The 23,423-nt window shown below is 54.8% G+C and carries 22 protein-coding genes; 9 read left to right on the top strand and 13 right to left on the bottom strand.

Annotated features, from left to right (window positions below; all coding sequences use genetic code 11):
- Window positions 1-35 precede the first annotated feature (35 nt).
- Together ACMGGM_RS00775 and rstA are read right to left on the bottom strand one after the other, a co-directional pair.
- On the bottom strand, window positions 36-296 hold the full coding sequence (locus ACMGGM_RS00775; protein ID WP_045134981.1) for a hypothetical protein: 261 nt from the start codon (window positions 294-296) through the stop codon (window positions 36-38).
- Window positions 297-533: 237 nt separating this feature from the next.
- Window positions 534-1,250, bottom strand: coding sequence for a two-component system response regulator RstA (gene rstA, locus ACMGGM_RS00780; RefSeq protein WP_032636775.1), 717 nt, complete (start codon window positions 1,248-1,250; stop codon window positions 534-536).
- A gap of 128 nt (window positions 1,251-1,378) precedes the next feature.
- Here rstA and ACMGGM_RS00785 point away from each other — a divergent pair, with 128 nt between their 5' ends.
- Entirely contained in the window at window positions 1,379-1,714 is a 336-nt protein-coding gene (locus tag ACMGGM_RS00785) for a GlpM family protein (RefSeq protein ID WP_014883596.1), read from the top strand.
- On the opposite strand, the gene folM is transcribed toward ACMGGM_RS00785, so the two are convergent.
- The 3 genes from folM to ydgH all read right to left on the bottom strand — a co-directional run bounded on the left by folM (window position 1,711) and on the right by ydgH (window position 4,986).
- Window positions 1,711-2,433 (bottom strand): dihydromonapterin reductase, encoded by a 723-nt coding sequence (gene folM, locus ACMGGM_RS00790; protein ID WP_014883597.1) that lies wholly within the window; start codon window positions 2,431-2,433, stop codon window positions 1,711-1,713. The genes ACMGGM_RS00785 and folM overlap by 4 nt on opposite strands.
- A gap of 40 nt (window positions 2,434-2,473) precedes the next feature.
- Entirely contained in the window at window positions 2,474-3,856 is a 1,383-nt protein-coding gene (locus ACMGGM_RS00795) for an amino acid permease (protein WP_023330267.1), read from the bottom strand.
- A 185-nt stretch (window positions 3,857-4,041) separates the two neighbouring features.
- The gene (gene ydgH, locus ACMGGM_RS00800) at window positions 4,042-4,986 is read right to left on the bottom strand and encodes a DUF1471 family protein YdgH (protein ID WP_014883599.1); all 945 of its coding nucleotides are present in this window, start codon (window positions 4,984-4,986) and stop codon (window positions 4,042-4,044) included.
- A 535-nt stretch (window positions 4,987-5,521) separates the two neighbouring features.
- Between ydgH and pntA the strand changes: the two genes are divergently transcribed.
- The 3 genes from pntA to ACMGGM_RS00815 all read left to right on the top strand — a co-directional run bounded on the left by pntA (window position 5,522) and on the right by ACMGGM_RS00815 (window position 9,667).
- Window positions 5,522-7,051, top strand: coding sequence for a Re/Si-specific NAD(P)(+) transhydrogenase subunit alpha (pntA, locus tag ACMGGM_RS00805; protein ID WP_023330268.1), 1,530 nt, complete (start codon window positions 5,522-5,524; stop codon window positions 7,049-7,051).
- Between the two features lie 10 nt (window positions 7,052-7,061).
- Window positions 7,062-8,450 (top strand): Re/Si-specific NAD(P)(+) transhydrogenase subunit beta, encoded by a 1,389-nt coding sequence (gene pntB, locus ACMGGM_RS00810; protein ID WP_023330269.1) that lies wholly within the window; start codon window positions 7,062-7,064, stop codon window positions 8,448-8,450.
- Between the two features lie 107 nt (window positions 8,451-8,557).
- A complete protein-coding gene (locus ACMGGM_RS00815) occupies window positions 8,558-9,667 on the top strand; it encodes a mechanosensitive ion channel family protein (RefSeq protein WP_045269495.1) in 1,110 nt (369 codons plus the stop codon).
- A gap of 39 nt (window positions 9,668-9,706) precedes the next feature.
- On the opposite strand, the gene uspE is transcribed toward ACMGGM_RS00815, so the two are convergent.
- The 7 genes from uspE to ACMGGM_RS00850 form a co-directional block, all read right to left on the bottom strand.
- Window positions 9,707-10,657, bottom strand: coding sequence for a universal stress protein UspE (gene uspE, locus ACMGGM_RS00820; RefSeq protein WP_014883603.1), 951 nt, complete (start codon window positions 10,655-10,657; stop codon window positions 9,707-9,709).
- 109 nt (window positions 10,658-10,766) lie between these two features.
- Window positions 10,767-10,949 (bottom strand): hypothetical protein, encoded by a 183-nt coding sequence (locus ACMGGM_RS00825; RefSeq protein WP_014883604.1) that lies wholly within the window; start codon window positions 10,947-10,949, stop codon window positions 10,767-10,769.
- Between the two features lie 146 nt (window positions 10,950-11,095).
- Window positions 11,096-11,848: a fumarate/nitrate reduction transcriptional regulator Fnr gene (gene fnr / locus ACMGGM_RS00830; RefSeq protein WP_006174991.1), complete on the bottom strand. Its 753-nt coding sequence runs from the start codon at window positions 11,846-11,848 to the stop codon at window positions 11,096-11,098.
- A 183-nt stretch (window positions 11,849-12,031) separates the two neighbouring features.
- Window positions 12,032-12,547, bottom strand: a complete 516-nt coding sequence (gene ogt / locus ACMGGM_RS00835; protein ID WP_014883605.1) for a methylated-DNA--[protein]-cysteine S-methyltransferase — start codon at window positions 12,545-12,547, stop codon at window positions 12,032-12,034.
- 10 nt (window positions 12,548-12,557) lie between these two features.
- Window positions 12,558-14,084 carry a p-aminobenzoyl-glutamate transporter gene (gene abgT / locus ACMGGM_RS00840; RefSeq protein WP_023330270.1) on the bottom strand — a complete coding sequence of 509 codons (1,527 nt, stop codon included), beginning with the start codon at window positions 14,082-14,084 and terminating at the stop codon, window positions 12,558-12,560.
- Window positions 14,085-14,125: 41 nt separating this feature from the next.
- A complete protein-coding gene (locus ACMGGM_RS00845) occupies window positions 14,126-15,571 on the bottom strand; it encodes a M20 family metallopeptidase (RefSeq protein WP_045134982.1) in 1,446 nt (481 codons plus the stop codon).
- Complete coding sequence (locus ACMGGM_RS00850) at window positions 15,571-16,881, bottom strand: M20 family metallo-hydrolase (RefSeq protein WP_045134983.1); 1,311 nt, start codon at window positions 16,879-16,881, stop codon at window positions 15,571-15,573. The genes ACMGGM_RS00845 and ACMGGM_RS00850 overlap by 1 nt, the downstream gene beginning before the upstream one ends.
- 175 nt (window positions 16,882-17,056) lie before the next feature.
- Between ACMGGM_RS00850 and ACMGGM_RS00855 the strand changes: the two genes are divergently transcribed.
- A complete protein-coding gene (locus ACMGGM_RS00855) occupies window positions 17,057-17,980 on the top strand; it encodes a LysR family transcriptional regulator (protein ID WP_063943064.1) in 924 nt (307 codons plus the stop codon).
- A gap of 340 nt (window positions 17,981-18,320) precedes the next feature.
- Window positions 18,321-18,884: a DNA endonuclease SmrA gene (smrA, locus tag ACMGGM_RS00860; RefSeq protein WP_014883610.1), complete on the top strand. Its 564-nt coding sequence runs from the start codon at window positions 18,321-18,323 to the stop codon at window positions 18,882-18,884.
- 43 nt (window positions 18,885-18,927) lie between these two features.
- Here smrA and tcp read toward each other — a convergent pair whose 3' ends face one another.
- The gene (gene tcp, locus ACMGGM_RS00865) at window positions 18,928-20,589 is read right to left on the bottom strand and encodes a methyl-accepting chemotaxis citrate transducer (protein WP_023337207.1); all 1,662 of its coding nucleotides are present in this window, start codon (window positions 20,587-20,589) and stop codon (window positions 18,928-18,930) included.
- Between the two features lie 144 nt (window positions 20,590-20,733).
- On the opposite strand from tcp, the gene ACMGGM_RS00870 reads away from it, so the two are divergent.
- The 3 genes from ACMGGM_RS00870 to umuC all read left to right on the top strand — a co-directional run bounded on the left by ACMGGM_RS00870 (window position 20,734) and on the right by umuC (window position 23,402).
- On the top strand, window positions 20,734-21,612 hold the full coding sequence (locus ACMGGM_RS00870) for an aldo/keto reductase family oxidoreductase (protein WP_023337208.1): 879 nt from the start codon (window positions 20,734-20,736) through the stop codon (window positions 21,610-21,612).
- 109 nt (window positions 21,613-21,721) lie between these two features.
- Window positions 21,722-22,156, top strand: coding sequence for a translesion error-prone DNA polymerase V autoproteolytic subunit (umuD, locus tag ACMGGM_RS00875; RefSeq protein WP_014883613.1), 435 nt, complete (start codon window positions 21,722-21,724; stop codon window positions 22,154-22,156).
- On the top strand, window positions 22,140-23,402 hold the full coding sequence (umuC, locus tag ACMGGM_RS00880; protein WP_063943066.1) for a translesion error-prone DNA polymerase V subunit UmuC: 1,263 nt from the start codon (window positions 22,140-22,142) through the stop codon (window positions 23,400-23,402). Before umuD ends, umuC begins: the two co-directional genes overlap by 17 nt.
- Window positions 23,403-23,423 lie beyond the last annotated feature (21 nt).

Genomic DNA, 23,423 nt, shown 5'->3' on the forward strand with positions numbered 1-23,423 from the left:
AAAAACCTCACCTGTTTTCATGTCTGTGACGCCTCTTACATTGCATGCGCACTTCTTTTAACCTTGGCGATGAGTTTTTCCGTAACGGCCAGGCCTTCCGCAATGTGCGCATCAATCACATCCGTTCCGAAGTCCCTGATTAAGTCCAGGAGCATTTCGTAAGACTGAATCAGTTCCAGCAGGTCAAAGAGCGCTTTTAGGTCGGTACCTGAGGGGGAGGATTGCTTAAAGGTTAGCTGATTAACAATCCATTCAAGATTGGTTTTGATGGCTTCTACTTCATGGTAGCTATACATATTTCATAGGCTTAAATCCTCATTTCAAGATTTCATGGGAGGGAATGTGCGGAACAGGTGTGAGCAGGTAGCGGGGCCGGTGCGGCCTGAAGAAGAGACAATTGAACTTTAATTATGGATTAGATAGCGTGCTTAGCAAGTATTTGTTGCGCAAACGGGTAATTAAACGCGAGAAAGAGAAGGCATCGCGGTGTAATGCCTTCATTTCGAGCATGTTTGGTTAGCCGGTGAGCGTAATCAGGTTTCCCAGGCGTGCGGGGCAAACAGATAACCTTTGTTACGCACGGTTTTAATGCGGTAGGGCTCGGTGGCATTATCCTGCAACTTTTTGCGCAGGCGCGAAATCGCAACGTCGACGCTGCGGTCCATGCCGTCATAGCTCACGCCACGCAGGTTTTTCAGCAGCGCGTCACGGTCCATGATTTGCCCGGCATGCGTTGCCAGTTCCCACAGCAGGTCAAAATCGGCGGTGGAGAGGGCGATAAGCTCGCCGGAAAGCAGCACCTGGCGGTTGATCGGATCGATAGACAGCGTACCAAAACGCATCGCTTTGTGCGGCGTCAGAGAGGGGGCGGGCGATTCGCGTTCGACACTTGCGTGCTGGCGCAAATGCAGGCGCAGACGGGCAAGCAGAACGGCAGGCGGTGTGGTTTTCAGAATGTAATCGTTGGCACCCATCTCCAGCGACAGGATATGGTTCATATCGCTGTCCAGAGAGGTGAGCAACACGATAGGACCTTCCCAGCGGGCGCGCAGGTCGCGGCAGAGGGTCATGCCGTCTTTGCCAGGCAACATGATATCCAGCAGCACCAGGTCCGGGTTTTCACGGACGACCACCTCTTCGGCCCGATCGCCGCGAGGCTCAACAATGACGTCCATATCATGTTTGCCCAGATAGGCGGCGATCAACTGCCCGACTTCGGGTTCGTCTTCAACATAAACAATCTTATTCATACAACGTCTGTTTTCGTGAAAAAAGCCAACATACACCGCGGAACCTTAACCTTCCATTAATCTTTCAAAATTAACGCCGCTTCCGTTATTCTGGCTCATATTGTTATTTGATTGTTATAGGAAAAAGTATGGGGCTGGTGATCAAAGCGGCGCTGGGAGCGCTGGTGGTGTTACTGATAGGCATTCTGGCAAAAACCAAAAACTACTATATTGCCGGGCTGATCCCGTTGTTCCCGACCTTTGCGCTTATTGCCCATTATATTGTGGCGTCTGAAAGGGGAACCGAGGCGCTACGCACCACCATTGTGTTTGGTATGTGGTCTATCATCCCCTATTTTCTCTACCTGCTTTCGTTATGGTATTTCACCGGTTTTCTACGGCTTCCCCTGGCGCTGGGCGGGGCAGTGGTTTGCTGGGGGCTCAGCGCCTGGGTGTTAATTTTCTTCTGGAGCCGCTTTCACTAGCGTAACGGGCGGCCGCCGTCCACGGCAAAGGTTCTGCCGGTGACATAGCAACTGGTGAGCAGGTAATCCACAAGGTCGATCACCTCTTTCTCGCCTGGGGCTATTTTCATGAGCGACTTATTGAGCGCCTGCTGGCGATACTCCGCATCATCGTTTTCATTAAATAAAATCATCGCCGGAGCGATGGCATTCACCTTCACCTCAGGCGCGAGCTTGCGGGCGAACGAACGCGTCATGTTATCCAGCGCGGCTTTACTGGCCGCATAGGCGATGTGCTTGTCGCTGCCGCGTTCCACTACATAGTCGGTGAAGTGAATAATGTCCCCCGCAGCATGACCATGGCCACGCAGCAGATCCTGCAGGGCGTGGTTAAGCAGATAAGGGGCATTGACGTGGATCTGCAGCATCGCGGAGAGCGTTTCGCTGAGTGACGTGCCGGGTTTCTCGGCCCGCCAGGCGCTGGCGTTATGGATCACGGCGCGCAACCCCGTGGTGGTGGCTTTCACTTTCTCCGCAAAGGCCAGAATGCCCTCATCAGTGGAAAAATCGGCCTGAATACAGACGGCTCCGGCTTTGCGCAAACCCTCAATTGACGGGTATTCCGTACGGTAACTGACAATGACCGGATGGCGAAGGTTGAGAAAATGATGGGCGAGGGCGAGGCCGATACGGCGGCCTCCACCCGTGATCAGTATTGGGCGAAGCGGTGTATTTCCCATCGTATTCTCCTTTACAGTTCAACAATGGGAAAGACGAGGGCTATCCCATTAACATCCAGGTTGCCGGAACGGCAGCAACCAGTAACAGTCCGATTAAGGCCATCTCACGCCGTCTCAGCGCGTTCTCCAGCTGATGCGTGCGGCGGGCGTAGATAAACACCAGCAGACCCGGCGCATACAGCACTACCGACAGCAGCAGATGCATAGGCCCGGAAGCATACAACAACCACAGACCGTAAATACAGGCCCCGATACCCACGATATAATGCGCCGGACGCGTGGCGATTTTTAACAAATACGCGCCCACTAAGAAATAGGGTACCAGAATCATCTCTGAGGCGATGGTCAGCAGGGTGTTATAGTCTGAACCTGTGAGCCAGATCAGCACCAGACAGACCTGAACGCTAATATTGGTCAGCCAGAGAGACGCTGAAGGGGCATTATTTTGGTTTTGACGGGCAAACAGGCGTGGAAACGCTTTGTGCGTCGCGGCCAGGAACGGCACTTCAGCCGCCATGATGGTCCAGCTCAGGTACGCGCCACAGACGGAGACGATCAATCCCGCGGCAATCACAACGTCACCCCACGGGCCAAGCATTTTCACCATCAGCCCGGCCATTGACGGGTTACGCATTTCGGCCAGTTCAGGACGCGCCACCACGCCCAGCGACAGCAGCGTTACCAGCAGATACACGCCCAGCGCCGCCAGGACGGCCAGCAGCGTGGCACGGCCCACATCACGTTTGTTGCGCGCGCGGGCAGAGACCACGACTGCCCCCTCAACACCGATGAATACCCACAGGGTGATCAGCATCGTGTTTTTCACCTGCTCCCAGACCGGAACGCCCAGCGCAATGCCGCTGAAATCAAGCGTAAACACATCAAGACGAAACGCAATAAAGGCCAGTACGATAAACAGGCCGAGCGGCACCAGTTTCGCCAGCGTTGCCACCAGGTTGATGCTGGCGGCAGTCTGGACGCCGCGCAAAATCAGCCAGTGAACTACCCAGAGCAGCACCGAGGCACCGACAATTGACTGCCAGGTATTGCCGTCACCAAACAGACGCAGTTCAGGCGTATCGGTAAAGAAGCTGAGCGCTGAGAAAACGATCACCAGATAGGAGACGTTGGCGATCACCGCGCACAGCCAGTAGCCCCAGGCGGAGCAGAAGCCGATCAGCTCGCCAAATCCTTCACGCGCATAGGTGAAAATACCGCCGTCCAGATCGGGGCGAATGCGGGTGAGCAGCAGCATGGCGAACGCCAGCAGCAATATCCCGACGCCGGTAATCCCCCAGCCGATGAGTAACGCGGCGGGGCTTGCGACGGCAGCCATGTTCTGCGGTAAACTGAATACGCCCGCACCCAGCATTGAGCTTAAAACGAGTGCAGTCAGAGCACTCAGGCCAAGTTTCTTTTCCATTGGCTTCCTGTTATGAAAAGTCCCAATCCAGAATAATTATTTCGCTGCGGCGCATAAAAATGGTGGATTACACTAAGGCGCGGGATTTTACGGAGTGTCACGAAAGCATGCAATGATGTGTGGCAGAAATTCGAAAAAAGTAACAAAAAAAGGCGGCATTGCGCCGCCTTTGGTCAATGATTTTGTTACTTGTACAGATCGGCGCTGATGGTCACGTTGTTACCACGTTCCTGCCACTGGCGGGTGATATGGTAATACTTCGCCCCTTTCTTCGCCGCACGCTTCGCGACCTGGTAAGAGACTTCCGTCATGTTGCCGTAGTTGCCGGTAAACTTGATGCTGTCGAACGGCACCATCTGTGCAGCAGTGGCTTTGTTCAGCTCTTCAATTTTGGTGCCGTCTGGCAGCGTCACGGAATAGCGGCCACCTTTCGTGGATTGCGTTTCAAAGAAACGGCCCACTTCAGCGCTTGGTGCCGCAGTCGTCGCTACGCCTGGAATTTCAACTTTCTTCGCTTCTTCGCCGCCTTTCGCTATCGCCGCGCGACCCGCCTCGGAGTCAGCAGGGATGGCATCCGGGCTCTGCAGAACGCGTTTCTTCGCATCTTCTTTATAGATGAATGCGGTAATACGCTGGTTGCCGCCCTGGTTAGCATCCACCTGGCGCACGATATAGAACGAGTAGGCCCCTTTCTCTTTCGCGGCTTTGGTGATGGCATCGTTCACTTCAGGCTGGCTGCGATAGAAGCCCTGAACGGTAACGGTGTCGTACGGTTCCAGCTCAATTGCCTGATCTTTTGGCAGCTCAACGATACCGTTAATCACACGGTTTTTCGGTGCGTCTGCTTTTGGCGCATTGTCTTTATACAGCGCAATGGTTACGCGCTGGTTGCCGCTGTTGCCATAATCAGACTGGTCAACAACGTAAAACGAGGCCGCCCCGTTTTTATCAGCGGCTTTTGATGCGGCGGCGACGGCATCGCCAATAGAATTATAACGACCCACAATGACCGTATGGTCAAAAGGTTTTAACGCTGCCGCTTGCTCTGGCGTTAACTCTGTTGCGGCATTCGCAGACAGGGCGGTCGCACAGAGAAGTGCGGACGCCAGGAGTGTGTTCTTAAGCTTCATAAAAATAATCCTTCGCCTTGCGCAAACCATGTACTGGTATTGTTGTTAATTTGAGACGGCCCCGATTATGGCATTTAAAACCCGTCGCTGTCTGCGCCATTTTTCACTGCCTGTGCTCACTGAATTAACGAATTCGATAACATTTAGTGATATGTTGAAAAAACAGGCGTTTGACAAGTAAAACTGATAAAGCATATGACTTTTACAAGTTAATTTAATGTTAATAACTTGTTCTCTTATGGCGCTATATCATGTTTTTACCGCTTCGCTTGCGCTATTTATCGGTTCTGGCGATGAATTTAAGGTAAATATCACTGTCAGTGACGCCGATCGCTTATTTTTCACAGATAAAGTAAGAAATAGTGTTTTCTGGCGGTAGATCACGGGCGCTATTTTCAGTAGGTTATAGACAGTTTGTTACTGTTTTATTTTCCGGGGTTAATCATCTCTCATCGCTATGAGAATGGCGAAAATTGATACAAACCGCGGGCATTTATCGACAAACCATCATCAAAAACCGATGGAAGGGAAAACTATGCGTATTGGGGTACCAAAAGAACGGTTAGCCAATGAAACCCGCGTAGCGGCAACACCGAAAACGGTGGAGCAACTGCTTAAGCTGGGTTTTACCGTCGCGGTTGAAAGCGGCGCAGGCAAACTGGCGAGTTTCGATGACGAGGCCTTTATCCAGGCGGGTGCGGAAGTGGTGGACGGTGCTGAAGTCTGGCAGTCGCCGGTTATTCTGAAGGTTAACGCACCGGAAGAGAGTGAGATTGCGCTGCTGAATCCGGGCACCACGCTGGTGAGCTTCATCTGGCCTGCGCAAAATCCAGCGCTTATGGAGAAGCTGGCTGCACGTGGCGTGACCGTGATGGCGATGGACTCCGTGCCGCGTATTTCGCGCGCGCAGTCGCTGGATGCCTTAAGCTCCATGGCTAACATTGCGGGTTATCGCGCGATTGTGGAAGCGGCTCACGAATTTGGACGCTTCTTTACCGGTCAGATCACCGCGGCGGGGAAAGTCCCTCCGGCAAAAGTCATGGTGATTGGTGCGGGTGTGGCAGGGCTTGCCGCAATCGGTGCGGCAAACAGCCTCGGCGCTATCGTGCGCGCATTTGATACCCGTCCGGAGGTGAAGGAACAGGTCCAGAGTATGGGTGCCGAATTCCTTGAGCTGGACTTCAAGGAAGAAGCGGGCAGCGGTGACGGTTACGCGAAAGTCATGTCCGAAGCCTTTATCAAAGCCGAAATGGAACTCTTCGCCGCTCAGGCGAAAGATGTCGACATTATTGTGACCACCGCGCTGATTCCGGGTAAACCTGCGCCGAAGCTTATCACCCGTGAGATGGTGGATTCCATGAAGCCGGGCAGCGTGATTGTCGACCTGGCGGCGCAAAACGGCGGTAACTGTGAGTACACCGTTGCTAATCAGGTGACGACCACCGCCAACGGCGTGAAGGTGATCGGCTATACCGATCTGCCAGGCCGCCTGCCAACGCAGTCGTCTCAGCTGTACGGCACCAACCTGGTTAACCTGCTGAAGCTGCTGTGTAAAGAGAAAGACGGTAACGTCACCGTTGATTTCGACGATGTCGTGGTGCGTGGTGTTACCGTTGTCCGTGATGGTGAAATCACCTGGCCGGCACCGCCGATTCAGGTTTCTGCTCAGCCTCAGGCCGCGCCGAAAGCGGCGCCAGAGCCAAAAGAACCCGCTAAACCGGCGTCTCCATGGCGTAAATACGCCATCATGGCGTTGGTCATTATCCTGTTCGGTTGGCTGGCTGACGTCGCGCCGAAAGAGTTCCTCGGCCACTTTACCGTCTTCGCGCTCTCCTGCGTGGTCGGTTACTACGTGGTGTGGAACGTCTCCCACGCGTTGCACACGCCGCTGATGTCGGTGACCAACGCCATCTCCGGGATTATCGTGGTCGGGGCGTTACTGCAGATTGGTCACGGCGGCTGGATCAGCTTCCTGAGCTTTATTGCGGTGCTGATCGCCAGTATCAATATTTTCGGTGGTTTCACCGTGACTCAGCGCATGCTGAAAATGTTTCGTAAAGGCTAAGGGGTAGCATATGTCTGGAGGATTAGTCACAGCCGCATACATTGTTGCTGCAATCCTGTTTATTTTCAGTCTGGCGGGGCTTTCCAAACACGAAACGTCTCAGCAGGGGAATAACTTTGGTATCGCCGGGATGGCGATTGCGCTGATCGCCACCATCTTCGGGCCGGACACCGGCAACGTAGCGTGGATCCTGGTGGCGATGATCATCGGCGGCGCGATCGGTATTCGCCTGGCGAAACGCGTTGAAATGACCGAGATGCCGGAGCTGGTTGCTATTCTGCACAGCTTTGTGGGTCTGGCGGCCGTGCTGGTGGGCTTCAACAGCTACCTGTATCACGAACCGGGTCTGGAACCGATTCTGGTCAACATTCACCTGACCGAAGTGTTCCTCGGCATCTTTATTGGTGCGGTGACCTTCACCGGCTCAATTGTGGCGTTCGGCAAACTGCGCGGTAAGATTTCGTCTAAACCGCTGATGCTGCCAAACCGTCACAAGCTGAACCTGGCGGCGCTGGTGGTATCGTTTGTACTGATGGTCATCTTCGTGCGTACCGAAAGCGTGGGCCTGCAGGTGCTGGCATTACTGGTGATGACCCTCATCGCGCTGGCATTTGGCTGGCACCTGGTGGCGTCTATCGGTGGTGCGGATATGCCGGTGGTGGTCTCCATGCTGAACTCCTACTCCGGTTGGGCGGCGGCGGCGGCAGGCTTTATGCTGAGCAACGACCTGCTGATCGTCACCGGTGCGCTGGTGGGTTCATCTGGTGCGATCCTGTCTTACATCATGTGTAAGGCGATGAACCGTTCGTTTATCAGCGTTATCGCCGGGGGATTTGGTTCTGACGGCTCCTCTACCGGTTCTGATGAAGAAGTGGGTGAGCACCGTGAGATCAGCGCGGAAGATACCGCAGAGATGCTGAAAAACTCGCACTCGGTCATTATCACCCCGGGCTATGGCATGGCGGTGGCGCAGGCGCAGTATCCGGTCGCAGAAATTACTGAGAAGCTGCGCGCGCGTGGGATCAAGGTTCGCTTTGGTATTCACCCGGTGGCGGGACGTCTGCCAGGCCACATGAACGTGCTGCTGGCGGAAGCGAAAGTGCCTTACGACATCGTGCTGGAGATGGACGAGATCAACGATGATTTCGCCGATACCGACACCGTGCTGGTCATTGGCGCTAACGACACCGTTAACCCGGCGGCGCAGGACGATCCGCGCAGCCCAATCGCGGGTATGCCGGTTCTGGAAGTATGGAAGGCGCAGAACGTGATTGTCTTCAAACGCTCCATGAACACCGGCTATGCTGGCGTGCAGAACCCGCTGTTCTTCAAAGAGAACACCCACATGCTGTTTGGCGACGCCAAAGCCAGCGTGGATGCGATTCTGAAAGCACTGTAATTTCGCTTCACCCTGACAAACCGCTCTTCGGGGCGGTTTTCTTATTTCTGCGGTCAGCTTTTCTCCTCTGTCTATACTTTACCCTTTGTGTAAGACGAGGAGGTGTAATGCAATTTCTGTCCCGCTTCGACATCATCGCGTTGATGATGACGCCGACATTTTGGGTAGGCGTCGCCACGGTTGTCTTTGTCACGCTGCTGGTGTACTGGCTGCTGACGCGCCTGATCGCGTTCGTTAAGAAAGGGATCACCACCTGGGGCGACAAACACCCGACCACCAACCGGATGCGTTTTATCCTGAGCGATATGCTTAACAGGACGAGTCGGATCCTGCTTTTTGTCGTAGCACTTCTGTTCAGCCTGCGTTTTGTTGACTTACCCGATCATCTTTTTGGCACGGTCAGCCATGCCTGGTTCCTGGTTTTCGCGATTCAGGTGGCACTGTGGATGGATCAGGGCGTTGTGTCGTGGCTACGTCACGTCATGCTGGCACCGGGAAGTCATAAAAACCCGGTTACGCTGGTGATCACGGGGCTTATTCTCCGTGCCATTGTCTGGTCAGTGATGCTGCTGTCTATTCTTGCTAATGCGGGCGTCAACATCACTGCTCTGGTTGCCAGCCTTGGGGTGGGGGGGATTGCCATCGCTCTCGCCGTACAAACGATCCTGAGCGACGTGTTTGCCTCCCTGTCCATTGGTTTTGATAAGCCGTTTGAAATTGGTGATTTTGTGGTGTTCAACGACGTGGCGGGAACGGTAGAGCACATTGGCCTTAAAACGACCCGCATACGCAGCCTGAGCGGGGAGCAGATCGTCTGCGGCAACGCCATTTTGCTCCAGCAAACGCTCCACAACTACAAACGTATGCAGACACGTCGTATCGTCTTTACCTTTGGCGTGGCCAGCGACACGCCGCCCGATAAGCTGCGCTACGTGGGGGATATGGTCAGGCAAATCATCACCGATGTGGGTGAAACAAAATTCGATCGTGCCCATTTCCTCGGATTTGACCGCGACCGTCTGACGTTTGAAGTCGTTCATATCGTCAATACTGCGGATTACAACAAATACATGGATATCCAGCAGGAGATCAATATCCGTATTCTTGAAGGGCTGAATGCTCAGGAGATTAAGCTGGCACTGCCGAGCATGGTATTGCACGCGCCGTGGATGCAGGATGAGGCGGGTGAACAGCCGAAGCCGGTGATGGAGAGCTGAAAAAAAAGCCCGCCGGAGCGGCGGGCTGACAGGGTTATATTAATCGTCTTCCGGATCGTCCAGCTCAATCGGCGTCTGGAACTCATCTGGCTTAATGACCAGCAGGTCACAGCGTAGATGGTCGATCACCTGTTCGGCGGTATTGCCGAGGAACGCGGCAGAAATACCGGTCCGGCCAATGGTCCCCAGGACCACAATCCCGGCCTGCAAATGTTCTGCTAAATCCGGGATCACCTCTTCAGGCAGCCCTTTCTCTACGTGCGTCATGTTCTCGTCAATGCTGAACTTCTGGCGCAGCGCTTTCATGGCCAGCAAATGCTGGCCGCGAATGGCGTCGTTATAGACGCTGGGGTCAAATTCAGGCAACTCAATGGCGATATTGATTGGGGTGACTGGATAGGCGCCCACCAGATGCACTTCAGTGTGATTGACCTGGTCAGCGAGCTGGATGGTTTCCTTCACCAGCTTCTCGTTGAGTGAATTATGATAATCCTCTTCGCTGGCGAGGTTTACTGCCACCACGGCTTTCCCGCCCTCCGGCCACGGTTGGTCTTTCACCATCCAGACCGGGCAAGGGCATTTACGCAGCAAGTGCCAGTCGGTTGGGGTGAAGATCACGGATTCCAGCTTGTCGTGCTGGTGCGCCATCTTCAGCAGCAGGTCGTGTCCACCGGCAACGACTTCCTGGATAATGGCTTCAAAAGGTCGGTTATGCCAGACCACTTTGATATCAATAGGAACCCCCGCTTCAAGGTAATACTTCGCCTGTTCACGGATCCACGCGGTACGCTGACTGATGACGCCCTGACGCATAGCGGTGCGCTCGTCAGGCGACAGAAGGGTGGTCATCTCATACGAGAAGTCATAGATCGGCAAAAACGCTTTGATTTTGCCGCCAATCCGTTGATGTAGATACACAGCACGTCGTAATGCCGGCTGATCGTCCTGATTAGGATCGATAGCTACCAGCATGTTTTGATACTTGGCCATACAGGTCTCCTTACTACTGTCACCACAGTCTGTAAGTAAAAGAGTAACCTATATATCCTGAATGAAACAGAGGAGAGCTTTTGTCAGATCAATAATTCATGAAAATTTATCAGAGGAAAAGCACCGTGGTTGTCACCGCGATAAACGCAATAAACAGCAGCACCATCACCGCTATTGCAAACGTCGTGGAGTCCTGCACGTAGGTTTTTTCCTCCCCCTTCATTGGGCCGACAAGCATGATCCAGATGAAGATAAAGGTCACTGAGGCAATCACGACTGAAACGAAAAACAAACTTTCTCTCAATTCATAACCTCAACGACAACCTTTCAGGCGCTGTGTGGGGATGTGCTACGGTGAAGACGGCTTAAAGCGGAAGTGATTATACCAGACTAATAAATCATGTGAATTTATCAGTCTGGTGATCAACATGCGGAGAGTTATGCCACGTTGCGGGCATGACCGGCAAGCACGGCCAGTGCTTCACCGTTTTCGATAGTGATGTATTTACCCTTAACGGCCAGCATCCCGCTTTTCTGGAAACGACCCAGCAGACGGCTGATGGTTTCCACGGTCAGGCCCAGGTAGTTACCGATATCACCACGGGTCATGGTCAGACGGAATTCGCGCGGCGAGAAACCCCGTTCGGCGAAGCGGCGGGAGAGGTTGTAGATAAACGCGGCCAGGCGCTCTTCTGCATTCTTTTTAGAAAGCAGCAGAATCATGTCCTGATCGCCTTTGATCTCACCGCTCATCAGACGCATCATCTGCTGACGCAGGTTAGGCATCTTACCGGACAGGTCGTCCAGCGTTTCAAACGGGATTTCGCAAACCATAGAGGTTTCAAGCGCCTGAGCAAAGCTCGGGTGATGGCCTGTGCCGATGGCATCAAAGCCCACCAGGTCACCCGCCAGATGGAAGCCGGTGATCTGCTCATCACCCTGTTCGGTGATGGTATAGCTCTTGATGGTGCCAGAGCGGATAGCATAGAGCGATTTCAGTTCGTCTCCGGCTTTAAACAGCGTCTGCCCTTTCTGAATAGGCTTTTTGCGCTCGATGATATTATCAAGCTGATCGAGTTCATGCTCATTCAGGGTAAACGGGATACAGAGCTGGCTGATGCTGCAATCCTGGCAATGGATAGCACAACCGCCAGACTGAATGCGTCGTATAATTCGCTTTTCCGGGATCATAGGTTTGCTCAAGCCTTAATTGATATTGGTCAATTTTAACATCTTTTTGGTAAGTACGTAAGCCTGACAAACCATCAATAAGGACAAGAGACGGCAATGTGTCGCCATCTTCTTGAAATTCCACAGCTTGATTATGGATTTTTAGCCTAACCGGTAGAAAATTAAGCACAAAAAGCCTGGGATCTACAGCAGAAGATATCCTTCGTGACGCAGCAACCACTCCTTGCGCTGCACGCCACCGGCATAGCCGGTCAGGGTACCGTTGCGTCCGATGACGCGATGGCAGGGAACGACAATACTAACGGGATTAGAGCCATTGGCGGCCCCCACCGCACGCGCGGCGCCTGCGCGGCCCAGCTGCTCCGCGAGCTGGCCGTAATGCATGACCTGCCCGCAGGGAATGGCCCGCAGCGCCTGCCACACTTCACGCTGGAAAGGGGTGCCAGCCGTGGCGGTGGGGAGTGTATCGATGATGCTGAGATCGCCCTCGAAGTACGCCGCAAGCTTATCGCTCAGCCCACCCGGATTGGTGGCGCGGATACGTTCAAAACCTTGCGCCCGATAATGAATGTTCAGCAGCTCTTCCATGCGGTCGCTGTGCTCTTCCCATTCAACGGCGCGCAGACAAGACTGCTCGTCCGCGATCACCCACAGCGGCCCAAGCGGCGTCGCAATTTTATCTTCGAGTAATCTCAGCATCCTCATTCCTTTAGTTCAGCCTCGGGTAGATCCCCGGCCCAATCGGCAGGCCGACAAGATACCATGCCACCAGCATCACCAGCCATACCCCTAAAAAGATAAGCGGGTAGGGCAAAACCAGCGAATAGTAGGTACCCAGTTTTGCCTCGGGTTTATAGCGCTGCAGAAAGCCTAAAAACAGCGGGACAAACGGCGAAACCGGTGCAAGCGGGATCACTGACGAATCGGCGATGCGGAACAGGATCTGCGCAAACGCCGGATGGAAGCCCAGCATCATAAACATCGGCACGAAGATCGGGGCCAGAATCGACCAGATGGCGGAGCCGCTGGCGATGAACATGCACAGCAGGGACGACAATAGCGCCAGGCCGACAAACGCCGGTACGCCGCTTAACCCGGCAGCTTCCAGCGCGTCGGTCAGGCCCACGGCCATAAACTTGCCCATGTTGCTCCAGTTAAACATCGCCACAAACTGCGCCAGCGGGAACACCATGACGATAAAACCCGCCATCTCTTTCATCGGTTCGATCATCAGCTGCGGCAGATCGCCCTGACGGCGAATTTTGCCGGTGGCGATACCATAAGCGAGCGAAACGACAAAGAAGAAGAGAATGATCAGCGGCACAATACCCTGTATAAACGGCGAGGGCAGGACGGTATGTTTAACCGGATCGCGCAAAATACCGTTTTCCGGCACCACCATCAGCGCGACCATGGCGATGAATATCAGCGAGACAATACCGGCCACGCGCAGGCCGAATTTCTGCTCTTTGCTCAGCGTCTCCAGCGTTTCATCGCTACGGCCTTCCCATTTGCCCAGACGCGGCTCGATGATCTTGTCGGTAATCAGCCCGCCGACAATCGTCAGAACAATCACTGAGCTGGCCATAAAGTACCAGTTGTCGATTACGCTGACGTGCATTGCTGCGTCAATGGTTTTCGCCGCCTCCGTGCTGATGCCCGAGAGCAATACGTCAGTGGTGACAATCAGCAGGTTGGCGGTAAATCCGCAGCCCACGCCCGCAATTGCCGACAGCAGGCCCGCCACCGGGTGCCGCCCGACGGCGAGGAAGATCAACGCCCCCATTGGCGGCATGATCACCAGCGCGGCGTCGGAGGAGATATGGCTGAAGAAGGCGATAAACAGCACCATATAGCTGGCGTAACGCGCGCTGACGTGGGATGCCATCTTCACCATCAATGCAGGCAGCAAACCCACGCGCTCTGCCAGCCCGGCCCCTAATACCAGTGCCAGAATGGCGCCAAGCGGGGCGAAGCCGCTGAAGTTTTTGATGACGTTAGGTAAAAACCAGTGCAGCCCGTCAACGCTGAGCAGGTTTTTCACCGCCACCAGGCTGCCATCGGCCGGACTTCGCACGCTCACGTCAAAGGCGGAGAGCACGGCGGTGGCAACCATCAAAATGACAATCAGATAGATAAACAGCAGGAAAGGGTGTGGCACTTTATTGCCGATCCTTTCAACCCAGCCATAGAGCTTACCGGATGGGGAATGCGAAGGTATGGATGACATACTCATGGGCGTTCCTCGGGAGTGTTGTGTTGTTGTGTTGTGTTTTTTTATTTTAAAGGTGACGGTGTCACGCCCTGTGGGATCGGACACACGTACGGTTTTTCTTGTATTTGTTGTTCGAACTCTTCACGACATTTTTTTAGCAGGGCTGCATCCTGCAGCAGATTCAGTGCCGTGGCGCCCATGACTTTCCCGGCCAGCAGCATGCCTTTGTGAGCAATGGAGGTTCGCCCCTGAGCCACCAGTTGCCAGGTATGCAGCGGCGTTCCCACGGTAAAGCAGGGGCTGAAGCACTGGGCGACCGGCATTTTCCAGCTGACGTCACCCACATCCGTTGAACCCGCCAGCACGTTATCGGTAATGGCATAGGGCGCAATCTCATCCACCAGGAGTGTCTCCTGATGACGGCGGGCAAAGGCTTTACCGGCGTCTCCGCCCGTGGCGGCTATATTTTTGAGGCTGTTCTGCAGGTCGTTGGGCGTGAGCGTAGCGCGGATCTTACGGGCAAAGTCGCGCTCTTCAGCAGTCCACGCCGGCGTGCCGTAGTGTTGTAACGCCCGGTACATTGCCGCCTCAAGCGTGCGGTTCGGCAGGTAGCTGGAGCAGGCTTTATCAAAGCGACACTCCACGGTGGTTTCGGTCATCATTGCCGCGCCCTGGGCGATTTTCTCAATGCGTTCGTAGATCTGCTGCGCATCGGCCATCTCCGGGGCGCGGATCAGGTACAGCACTTCGGCCTGGGCCTGCACAACGTTGGGCGAAATCCCGCCGGTATCGGTGATGGCGTAATGGACACGTGCTTTCTCAATGATGTGTTCATTAAGGAAGTTGGTGCCGGTCGTCATCAGCGTCACGGCATCCAGCGCGCTGCGTCCCAGATGAGGGGAGTTGGCCGCATGCGCCGCCACGCCGTGAAAACGCCAGGCGGCCTGAATATTGGCCAGGGTGCTGACGTTAAACATGCCGGCAAAGGCTTCCGGGTGCCAGGTGACGGCGGCATCGACGTCATCAAACAGTCCTTCCCGCACCATAAAGGTTTTGCCGGAGCCGCCTTCTTCCCCGGGGCAGCCGTAAAAACGCACCGTTCCGCTACCGCCATGCTGTTCAAGCCAGCTTTTTACCGCCACCGCACCGGCCAGCGCCGCGGTGCCCAGGAGGTTATGCCCGCAGCCGTGACCATTCGCTCCCGGCGTGGCGGATTGCGCGGTTGCACAATGCGCCTGCTGGCTTAGCCCGGCCAGCGCATCGTATTCACCGAGCAGGGCGATAACCGGTTTCCCACTGCCGTAGCTCGCAATAAAAGCGTTTGGAATACCGCCCGCCTCGCGAGTCAACGTAAAGCCTTCGGCCTCCAGCGCGCCGGCGAGTCGTTCGGCGGACCAAAATTCTTCAAAGCGGGTTTCAGGGTGATCCCAGATGGCATCGGCTATATCGGTTAGCGTTTGACATCGCGTATCGATGGCATCGGCAATAAAAGCGTAGTTCTCCTGCATTACACACCTCGCGTCCACGGAAAATTGAGCGCAGTCCGCGCCAGCGTTTCGATGGCGATAGCCATAACCTGTTCATCGAAGTCGAATTTTTCGTTGTGATGGCCAGCGCTCAAATCCGTGCCGAATACCATATACGACGCCATGCCGCCGTTTTGCTGCACGCGGGCCATCATCAGCGTGGCGTCTTCGGAGCCGGCGGGGGCTTTGACCTTATCGATAGCGCGATCAATGCCGGAAACCTGGCTCGCCTGTTCGCGCAGATAATCAACCCAGGCCGGTGTGGGCGCGCTGGAGGTGGCGGCCCCCATCAGACGCATCTCCGCCTTCACGCCGTAGAGTGCGGCCGCCCCGGTAATGACGGCCTGCGCGCGTTCAAAGACATACTGATTTATGGCTTCGCTTTCCCCGCGGGTTTCCACTTTGATGAGCGCATTCGCGGGCACCACGTTGCGGCCGCTTCCGGCCTGCATGACCCCGACGTTGACGCGGGAAGCCCCTTCACTGTGCGGTGCGATGCTGTGTAAGGCGAGAGCGGCCTGCGCGGCGGCGAGCAGGGCGTTTCGCCCGTCCTCCGGTTTTCCGCCTGCGTGTGCGGCAACGCCCGTAAAATTCACGTCGAACTTGGTGGTCGCCATAAAGTTATCGCTGCCGCAGATCGCCGTTCCGGCAGGCACGCCGGTACCGATATGGATGGCAGTAAAATAGTCCACGCCATCCAGCGCCCCGGCGGCAACCATAGCGCGTGCGCCGCGCGTCCCTTCTTCGGCAGGCTGAAAGATGAGCCTGATGGTGCCGTTGAGCTGCGCTTCATTCTGCTTAAGCACCTGCGCCAGTCCCAGACCAATGGTGGTATGGCCGTCATGCGCGCAGGCGTGCATCATTCCCGGGTTGCAGGAGGCAAAACCGTCGCGGAACGGGCGATGGCTGTTGTCCTGCGCTTCGCTTAAATCAAGGGCATCCATGTCTACGCGAAACGCCAGGGTTGGCCCCGGGCGGCCAGTCTTAAGGGTCGCCACAATGCCGGTAAATCCGCCTTCAAACGGTGCCAGCCATTTTTCGGGTGCGCCTTGCGCACGCGCTCGGGCAAATTCTCGCGCCAGCGTTGCGTCATCGGGCAATCCCATTCGGCTTTCGGCATCCACCACATCACGCCCCATCGCCAGTTTGTACCCCAGCGAATCAAGAATTTCAGCGACTTTCGCTGCAGTTCTAAACTCTACCCAGCCGGATTCCGCAAAATGGTGAAAATCGCGACGCCACGCGCTCAGCTGCGGCGTTAATGTCTGGATGTACTGCGCCAGTGTGTCCATATCTCTTCCCGTCATCATTAAAAAATGTGAACTGCTTCACGCTGTGATAGTTTTTACTTATCACTAACCGATTTTTCACAGTTTTAACCGTTCAGGAATTACCCTCGCACATCCCTTTCCATTAAAGTAGATGACAGTTTCTTTACTCTGATAAACAACGGTTATCGGTCGGGCTATGACATTTCAGATTAAATTTCATCAAATCCGGGCGTTTGTTGAAGTCGCGCGTCAGGGCAGTATTCGCGGTGCCAGCAGGACGCTGAATCTTTCGCAGCCAGCGCTGACCAAATCGATCAAAGAGCTGGAAGAGGGTATGGCGGCACAGCTTTTTGTGCGCCGGAGTAAAGGTGTTGCCTTGACCGAGTGTGGCGAGGGCTTCTACCAGCGCGCCAGACTGATTCTGGAAGAGTTGCGTGCGGCGCAGGATGATATTCGCCAGCGGCAGGGGGAACTGGCCGGGCAGATCAATATCGGGATGGGCGCCAGCGTTTCACGCAGCCTGATGCCCGCCGTTATTACGCGCTTTCATGCACAACACTCCCAGGTCAAGGTGCGGATTATGGAAGGGCAGCTGGTGTCGATGATCAATGAATTACGCCAGGGTGAGCTGGATTTCACCATTAACACCTATTATCAGGGGCCTTACGACCATGAATTTACGTTCGAAAAGTTGTTTGAAAAACCGTTTGCGGTATTTTGCCGGGAAGGGCATCCGGCGACAGGGGCAACATCCATTAATGAACTTTTGCATTATAACTGGACAATGCCGACGCCGCGGGGAAGCTATTATAAGCAATTAGAAGATCTATTTCGCCACCGCTCGCAAATACCGCGAATTGGGGTGGTGTGTGAAACATTTTCGTCCTGTATAAGCCTGGTTGCGCAAAGTGATTTTTTAAGTATCCTGCCGCAGGAGTTGGGCTCTGACCCGCTTCTGGCGCACCGTCTCGTCATTCTGCCGGTTGTCGAATCGCTTCCAAAAGCCGCGTATTATTTAATTCAGCGACGTGATTCACGTCAGACACCTCTTGCCGAATCCTTAATTACGCAATTCAGAAGGGAAGCGAGAAAAATAGATGCAGCGGAAAATTCAAAATAAAAAAACAGAGTCTGCCCGACATCAGACAGACCCTACAGTACACACAGCAGTACGTCCTTTTGCCAGTCCTGAGTATTATTTCCATGGGGCAGGTTTATTTAGTTATAACACCTTTTCCGAAAAAAGACAGGTTGACGAGTGATTGATTTCACGAATTTTTAACGTAAATCACTTATTTTACCTTCACTGAAGTTTTAGTTAAGTCTGGTTTAAGTGCGTATCACCCTTATTATATATTCGCCGGGTAAATATATATGCCGTGAGTGGGCCGATGACGGTTATTGAGACACATGTCTGGCACAGGTATAGTACCTCCCTCAGAAGTAGCCGGAGGATCCCCATGAACCCTGACGACAAATCACTTTTTCTTGACGCCATGGAGGATGTCCAGCCCATGAAGCGCTGCTCGGATATCCACTGGCAGCCGATGAGAAACGCACGGGCGCGGCAGGAGATGGATACTGAACAGCTGGACAACTTTCTGACGCTGGGGTTTCTGGAACTCCTGCCCCTTGAAGAACCGCTGGCGTTCCAGCGCGAAGGGGTACAGCAGGGCGTTATAGAGAAGCTGCGTTCGGGGAAATACGACCGACAGGCCAGCTTAAACCTGTTGCGTCAGCCCGCCGAACGCTGCCGACAGATGCTGTATTCCTTTATCAGTCAGGCCCGTCGTGACGGATTACGTAACCTGATCATCATTCACGGGAAAGGGCGCGAACAGAATTCGCATCCCAATGTGGTGCGCAGCTATCTGGCACGCTGGTTAACTGAGTTCGAGGAAGTGCAGGCTTTCTGCGTGGCGCTGCCGCATCACGGCGGCAGCGGGGCATGTTACGTTTCACTGCGGAAATCCGATGAAGCGAAACAGGAGAACTGGGAACGGCACGCCAAGCGCAGCCGTTAAGGCGGTTTTCGCGGGCGAGGCGAGGCGATCGCCCGCCTGTGACTCAGAAGGTTTCCCAGTGACTGTCAGGCGTGGCGTTAGCCGTTGCCGGACGCAGTAGCTGCGGCGTTTTCACATTTGCCGGACGTGAGGCGACCGCGTGTTCTTTTCCGTTCAGACGAAACGCGGCCACAGCCTGACGCAGCTGTTCGGACTGATCTTCCAGTGCCGCCGCCGCCGTCGCGGACTGCTGCACCAGCGCGGCGTTTTGCTGCGTCACGCTGTCCATTTGCGAAACGGCCAGGCTCACCTGTTCAATACCGCGGCTCTGCTCATCGGAGGCCGACGAAATCTCACCCATGATATCGGTTACGCGGGTCACGGCGGCGACAATCTCCTTCATGGTCGCGCCCGCTTCGCTAACCTGCTCAGAACCGGTATTCACCCGGCTGACGGAGTTCTCGATAAGCCCTTTGATCTCTTTCGCCGCCTGTGCACTGCGGCTCGCCAGCGTACGGACTTCGCCTGCGACGACCGCAAAACCACGCCCCTGTTCCCCGGCGCGTGCGGCTTCTACCGCGGCGTTAAGCGCCAGAATATTGGTCTGGAACGCGATGCTGTCAATCACGCCAGTAATGTGGGCAATCTGCTGGGAACTGTCGGCAATTTCGGTCATGGTGCGAACCACGTTATCCACGACGTGGCCACCACGTGCTGCGGTTTCAGAGGCATTCTTCGCCAGTAACGTAGCCTGACGGGCGTTATCGGAGTTCTGTTTAACCGTCGCGGTCAGCTCTTCCATGCTGGCGGCCGTCTCTTCGAGCGAGGCGGCCTGCTCTTCGGTGCGAGCGGAAAGATCGTTGCTGCCTGCGGCAATTTCACCTGCGCCGGTGTAGATGGAGTCGGTACTGCCGCGCACGGCGCTGACGGTAGTCACCAGAGATTGTTGCATCTCATGCAGGCCTGCGGCCAGTTGACCCATTTCATTGCGGCCAGAGAGCGCGATATTCTGCGTCAGGTCGCCCCCCGCAATGGCGCGAATATGGTTCATAATGGTGTTGAGTGGTTTTAACAGCAGGTGTTGTAACCCCTGCCAGATGACCACCAGCACGGCGATAACGGCCAGGAAAATGACTGCCAGCGTCCACTGCATTTGCGTAAAGCTGCTTTGGTTCTCTTCGGTTGCCGCTTTCAGCAGCGTGTTGTTTTCGGCGCGCCAGCGGTTGTAGACCGCTTCCATATCATCCTGAGCCTGCTGAGCATCCAGATCGCCATAGGCCTGGTAGTTGTCGGCGCGAAGATACTGAATCGACAAACGCATGACCTCATGCATCTGATTCCAGGATTTTTGCATCTCGTCAGTTAACGCCGCATTCTGGCCGTTAACCTGCGGCAGTTTCTGCCACGCTTTGTTATAGGTTTCTGCTTTAGCCAGCGAGTTACTTGCGGTATCAAGCAGTTTGTTGATCGCGGCAAGGGAAGCCGGATCGCGCTGGTTTTTCAGGTAGCGGATCGCCACGCGGGTCACGGTGACGCGCGTTTTTACCAGCGTGTTTACGCTGTCGCTCAGATTTTCCTGCTGGGCATTGAGCACGCCGGAGTTCTGGAAGTTATGGCGATCGTTGCTGACGGCGGAGTAGAACAACCCTCCCGTGACAACTTGCAGCAGACAGAATATGGTGAGGGCAAAGATAATACCGGTAATCACGTGCAGATTTTTCAGCATAGCGGTCGTCCGTTAGAGAAGAGGCAGAGGTACACCAATACTATCGTCGTATAGAATTTAAACTTTAATTTAACTCGCGCTTAACGAAGGGCTCCGGTCAGGAACCTGTTGTAAATCCGGATCATTTTTATGAGGAAGGTCAACATGAGCAGCATTGATAAAAGCGGGACGTACGCGCTCGGTACGCGGACGGTTAAACGACTGGGGTACGGCGCGATGCAGCTTGCCGGACCGGGCGTATTTGGCCCTCCGAAAGATAAAAATGCCGCGCTGGAGGTGTTACGCGAAGCCGTGGCGGCGGGGGTGAATCATATCGATACCAGCGATTTTTATGGTCCCCATGTGACCAATCAGCTGATCCGCGAGGCGCTTCATCCGTACCGGGACGATCTCACTATCGTCACCAAGATCGGGGCCCGCCGCAACGATAAAGGTGCCTGGCTGCCGGCCTTTTCCGCGCAGGAGCTGACTCAGGCGGTGCATGATAACCTGCGTAATCTGCAGGTGGATGTACTGGATGTGGTGAATCTGCGGATCATGTTTAGCGCTCATGGCCCGGCAGAAGGATCGATTGCTGAACCGCTTTCCACCCTCGCAGAGTTACAGCAGCAAGGGCTGGTACGCCACATTGGTCTGAGCAATGTCACGGCCACTCAGGTTGCGGAAGCGCAGAAGATGGTGCCTGTTGTCTGCGTGCAGAACATGTACAACATAGTGAACCGCGGCGACGATGCGCTGGTGGATTTACTGGCGCAGCAGGGGATTGCCTATGTGCCGTTTTTCCCATTGGGCGGCTTTACGCCACTGCAATCCAGCGATCTGCAGGCCGTCGCGGATTCCCTTGGCGCAACCGCGATGCAGGTTGCGCTGGCATGGCTGCTGCAACGTTCCCCGAATATTCTGCTGATCCCCGGCACCTCTTCCGTGGCGCATTTGCGGCAAAATCTCGCAGCAGGAGAACTGCAACTGCCGCCTGACGCTCTGGAAACGCTGAATACGCTGGTAGGCCGATCGTTGAACTAAATCCGTTCAAACTTCAATACGTTCGGCTTCACCGCCGGAAAGCATCTTGATCCTGGCCCATAATCCGTAATACTGTATTTATATACAGTATTACGGCAGGAAAGCATTTATGGGCACTCTCTTTTCTTATCACTCTAATCAAGTCATTGAATTACCTCTCTTTCTGGAGCGCGTCGCCTGCGGCTTCCCCAGCCCGGCGCAGGATTATGTGGAGGATCGTCTCGATCTTAACCGGCTGGCGGTCAGGCACCCTAGTGCGACCTACTTTATAAAAGTGAGTGGTGACTCGATGATTGGGGCTGGGATCGGCGACGGCGATCTGCTGGTGGTCGATCGTTCGTTAAATGCCGAACATGGGGATATCGTCGTGGCGTCGGTTGCCGGTGAGTTTACGGTGAAAGAGCTACAGACCCGTCCGGTTTTGAGGTTGCTGCCGCATAATGCCCGCTATCAGCCGATTACCTTCCAGTCAGAAGAGGAGCTACAAATCTTCGGCGTTGTCACTCACACCCTCAAAACGTATAAACATGTTCGCACTGGTTGATGTGAATAGCTTTTATGCCTCCTGCGAGAGGGTGTTTCGCCCCGATCTGGAGGGCAAACCCATCGTGGTGGTCTCGAACAACGACGGCTGCATTATTTCGCTGTCGCGGGAGGCCAAACAGTTCGGCATAAAAATGGGTGAGCCCTACTTTAAATTCAAGGAGAAGGGTTATCCGGCGCGGGTGTATGTTTTTAGCTCGAACTATGCGCTGTATGCCGATCTCAGCAGCCGGGTGATGCAAACGCTGACCGATCTTGCTCCGGCAATTGAGATCTACTCGATTGATGAAGCCTTCGTGAACGTGTCGGGCGTCAGCCGCTGCATGTCGCTGGAGGTTTTTGGCCATCAGATGCGCAACCAGGTCGCTAAAAATACGGGGTTGACCGTTGGGGTCGGTATTGCCCCGACCAAAACGCTGGCGAAGCTGGCCAACTATGCGGCGAAGCGGTGGTCTGCCACCGGCGGCGTGGTCGATCTATCGGATCGCGAACGGCAGCGTAAGCTGCTGGCGAAGGTGCCGGTAGAGGAAGTGTGGGGTGTCGGGCGACGCATCACGAAAAAACTCAACGCCATGGGGATTACCACGGCGCTGGAGCTGGCGGAAGCATCCTCCTGGGTCATTCGCAAACATTTTAACGTGGTAATGGAACGCACGGCGCGCGAGCTTCGCGGTGAGCCTTGTCTTGATCTGGAAGAGTTTACCCCGACGAAGCAGCAAATTATCTGTAGTCGTTCGTTTGGACACCGTATTACGCAATACGAAGAGATGCACCAGGCCATTTGTGCCTACGCGGAGCGTGCCGCCGAAAAACTGCGCGGCGAGCATCAGTATTGCCGCTTTATCAGCGTGTTTGTGCGCACCAGCCCGCATGCCGACAACGAAATTTATTACGGCAACCAGGCCTCAGTCACCCTGATGACACCCACTAATGACACGCGCGATATCATCCGTGCTGCCACGGAGGCGCTGGGGCGTATATGGCTTGACGGGTATCGCTATATGAAAGCGGGGGTGATGCTGGCGGATTTTTTCAGCAGCGGCGTCGCCCAGCTGAATTTGTTTGATGATAACCGCCTGTGTGCCAATAGCGCAGCGCTGATGGAGATAATCGACAGCGTAAACCATTCCGGCAAAGGGAAGATATGGTTTGCCGGGCAGGGGATTGAGAAATCCTGGGCGATGAAGCGTGAGATGCTGTCACCGGCGTATACGACGCGGTACGCAGATTTGCCGGTGGCAAGGTAGGATATTGTCATAAACGATCGC

Source organism: Enterobacter sp. BNK-14 (genome assembly GCF_047456095.1).
Taxonomy (GTDB): Bacteria; Pseudomonadota; Gammaproteobacteria; order Enterobacterales; family Enterobacteriaceae; genus Enterobacter; species Enterobacter kobei.

Excerpts from the sequence above, each read along its gene's own strand:
- ACMGGM_RS00855 (WP_063943064.1), top strand. The coding sequence starts at position 17,057 with ATGACATTTCAGATTAAATTTCATCAAATCCGGGCGTTTGTTGAAGTC.
- umuD (WP_014883613.1), top strand. The coding sequence starts at position 21,722 with ATGGGCACTCTCTTTTCTTATCACTCTAATCAAGTCATTGAATTACCT.
- abgT (WP_023330270.1), bottom strand. The coding sequence starts at position 14,084 with ATGAGTATGTCATCCATACCTTCGCATTCCCCATCCGGTAAGCTCTAT.
- pntA (WP_023330268.1), top strand. The coding sequence starts at position 5,522 with ATGCGTATTGGGGTACCAAAAGAACGGTTAGCCAATGAAACCCGCGTA.
- smrA (WP_014883610.1), top strand. The coding sequence starts at position 18,321 with ATGAACCCTGACGACAAATCACTTTTTCTTGACGCCATGGAGGATGTC.
- ACMGGM_RS00815 (WP_045269495.1), top strand. The coding sequence starts at position 8,558 with ATGCAATTTCTGTCCCGCTTCGACATCATCGCGTTGATGATGACGCCG.
- ACMGGM_RS00795 (WP_023330267.1), bottom strand. The coding sequence starts at position 3,856 with ATGGAAAAGAAACTTGGCCTGAGTGCTCTGACTGCACTCGTTTTAAGC.
- rstA (WP_032636775.1), bottom strand. The coding sequence starts at position 1,250 with ATGAATAAGATTGTTTATGTTGAAGACGAACCCGAAGTCGGGCAGTTG.
- ACMGGM_RS00870 (WP_023337208.1), top strand. The coding sequence starts at position 20,734 with ATGAGCAGCATTGATAAAAGCGGGACGTACGCGCTCGGTACGCGGACG.
- ACMGGM_RS00785 (WP_014883596.1), top strand. The coding sequence starts at position 1,379 with ATGGGGCTGGTGATCAAAGCGGCGCTGGGAGCGCTGGTGGTGTTACTG.
- ACMGGM_RS00775 (WP_045134981.1), bottom strand. The coding sequence starts at position 296 with ATGTATAGCTACCATGAAGTAGAAGCCATCAAAACCAATCTTGAATGG.
- umuC (WP_063943066.1), top strand. The coding sequence starts at position 22,140 with ATGTTCGCACTGGTTGATGTGAATAGCTTTTATGCCTCCTGCGAGAGG.
- ydgH (WP_014883599.1), bottom strand. The coding sequence starts at position 4,986 with ATGAAGCTTAAGAACACACTCCTGGCGTCCGCACTTCTCTGTGCGACC.
- pntB (WP_023330269.1), top strand. The coding sequence starts at position 7,062 with ATGTCTGGAGGATTAGTCACAGCCGCATACATTGTTGCTGCAATCCTG.
- ACMGGM_RS00845 (WP_045134982.1), bottom strand. The coding sequence starts at position 15,571 with ATGCAGGAGAACTACGCTTTTATTGCCGATGCCATCGATACGCGATGT.
- folM (WP_014883597.1), bottom strand. The coding sequence starts at position 2,433 with ATGGGAAATACACCGCTTCGCCCAATACTGATCACGGGTGGAGGCCGC.
- ACMGGM_RS00850 (WP_045134983.1), bottom strand. The coding sequence starts at position 16,881 with ATGGACACACTGGCGCAGTACATCCAGACATTAACGCCGCAGCTGAGC.
- fnr (WP_006174991.1), bottom strand. The coding sequence starts at position 11,848 with ATGATCCCGGAAAAGCGAATTATACGACGCATTCAGTCTGGCGGTTGT.
- ogt (WP_014883605.1), bottom strand. The coding sequence starts at position 12,547 with ATGCTGAGATTACTCGAAGATAAAATTGCGACGCCGCTTGGGCCGCTG.
- tcp (WP_023337207.1), bottom strand. The coding sequence starts at position 20,589 with ATGCTGAAAAATCTGCACGTGATTACCGGTATTATCTTTGCCCTCACC.
- uspE (WP_014883603.1), bottom strand. The coding sequence starts at position 10,657 with ATGGCCAAGTATCAAAACATGCTGGTAGCTATCGATCCTAATCAGGAC.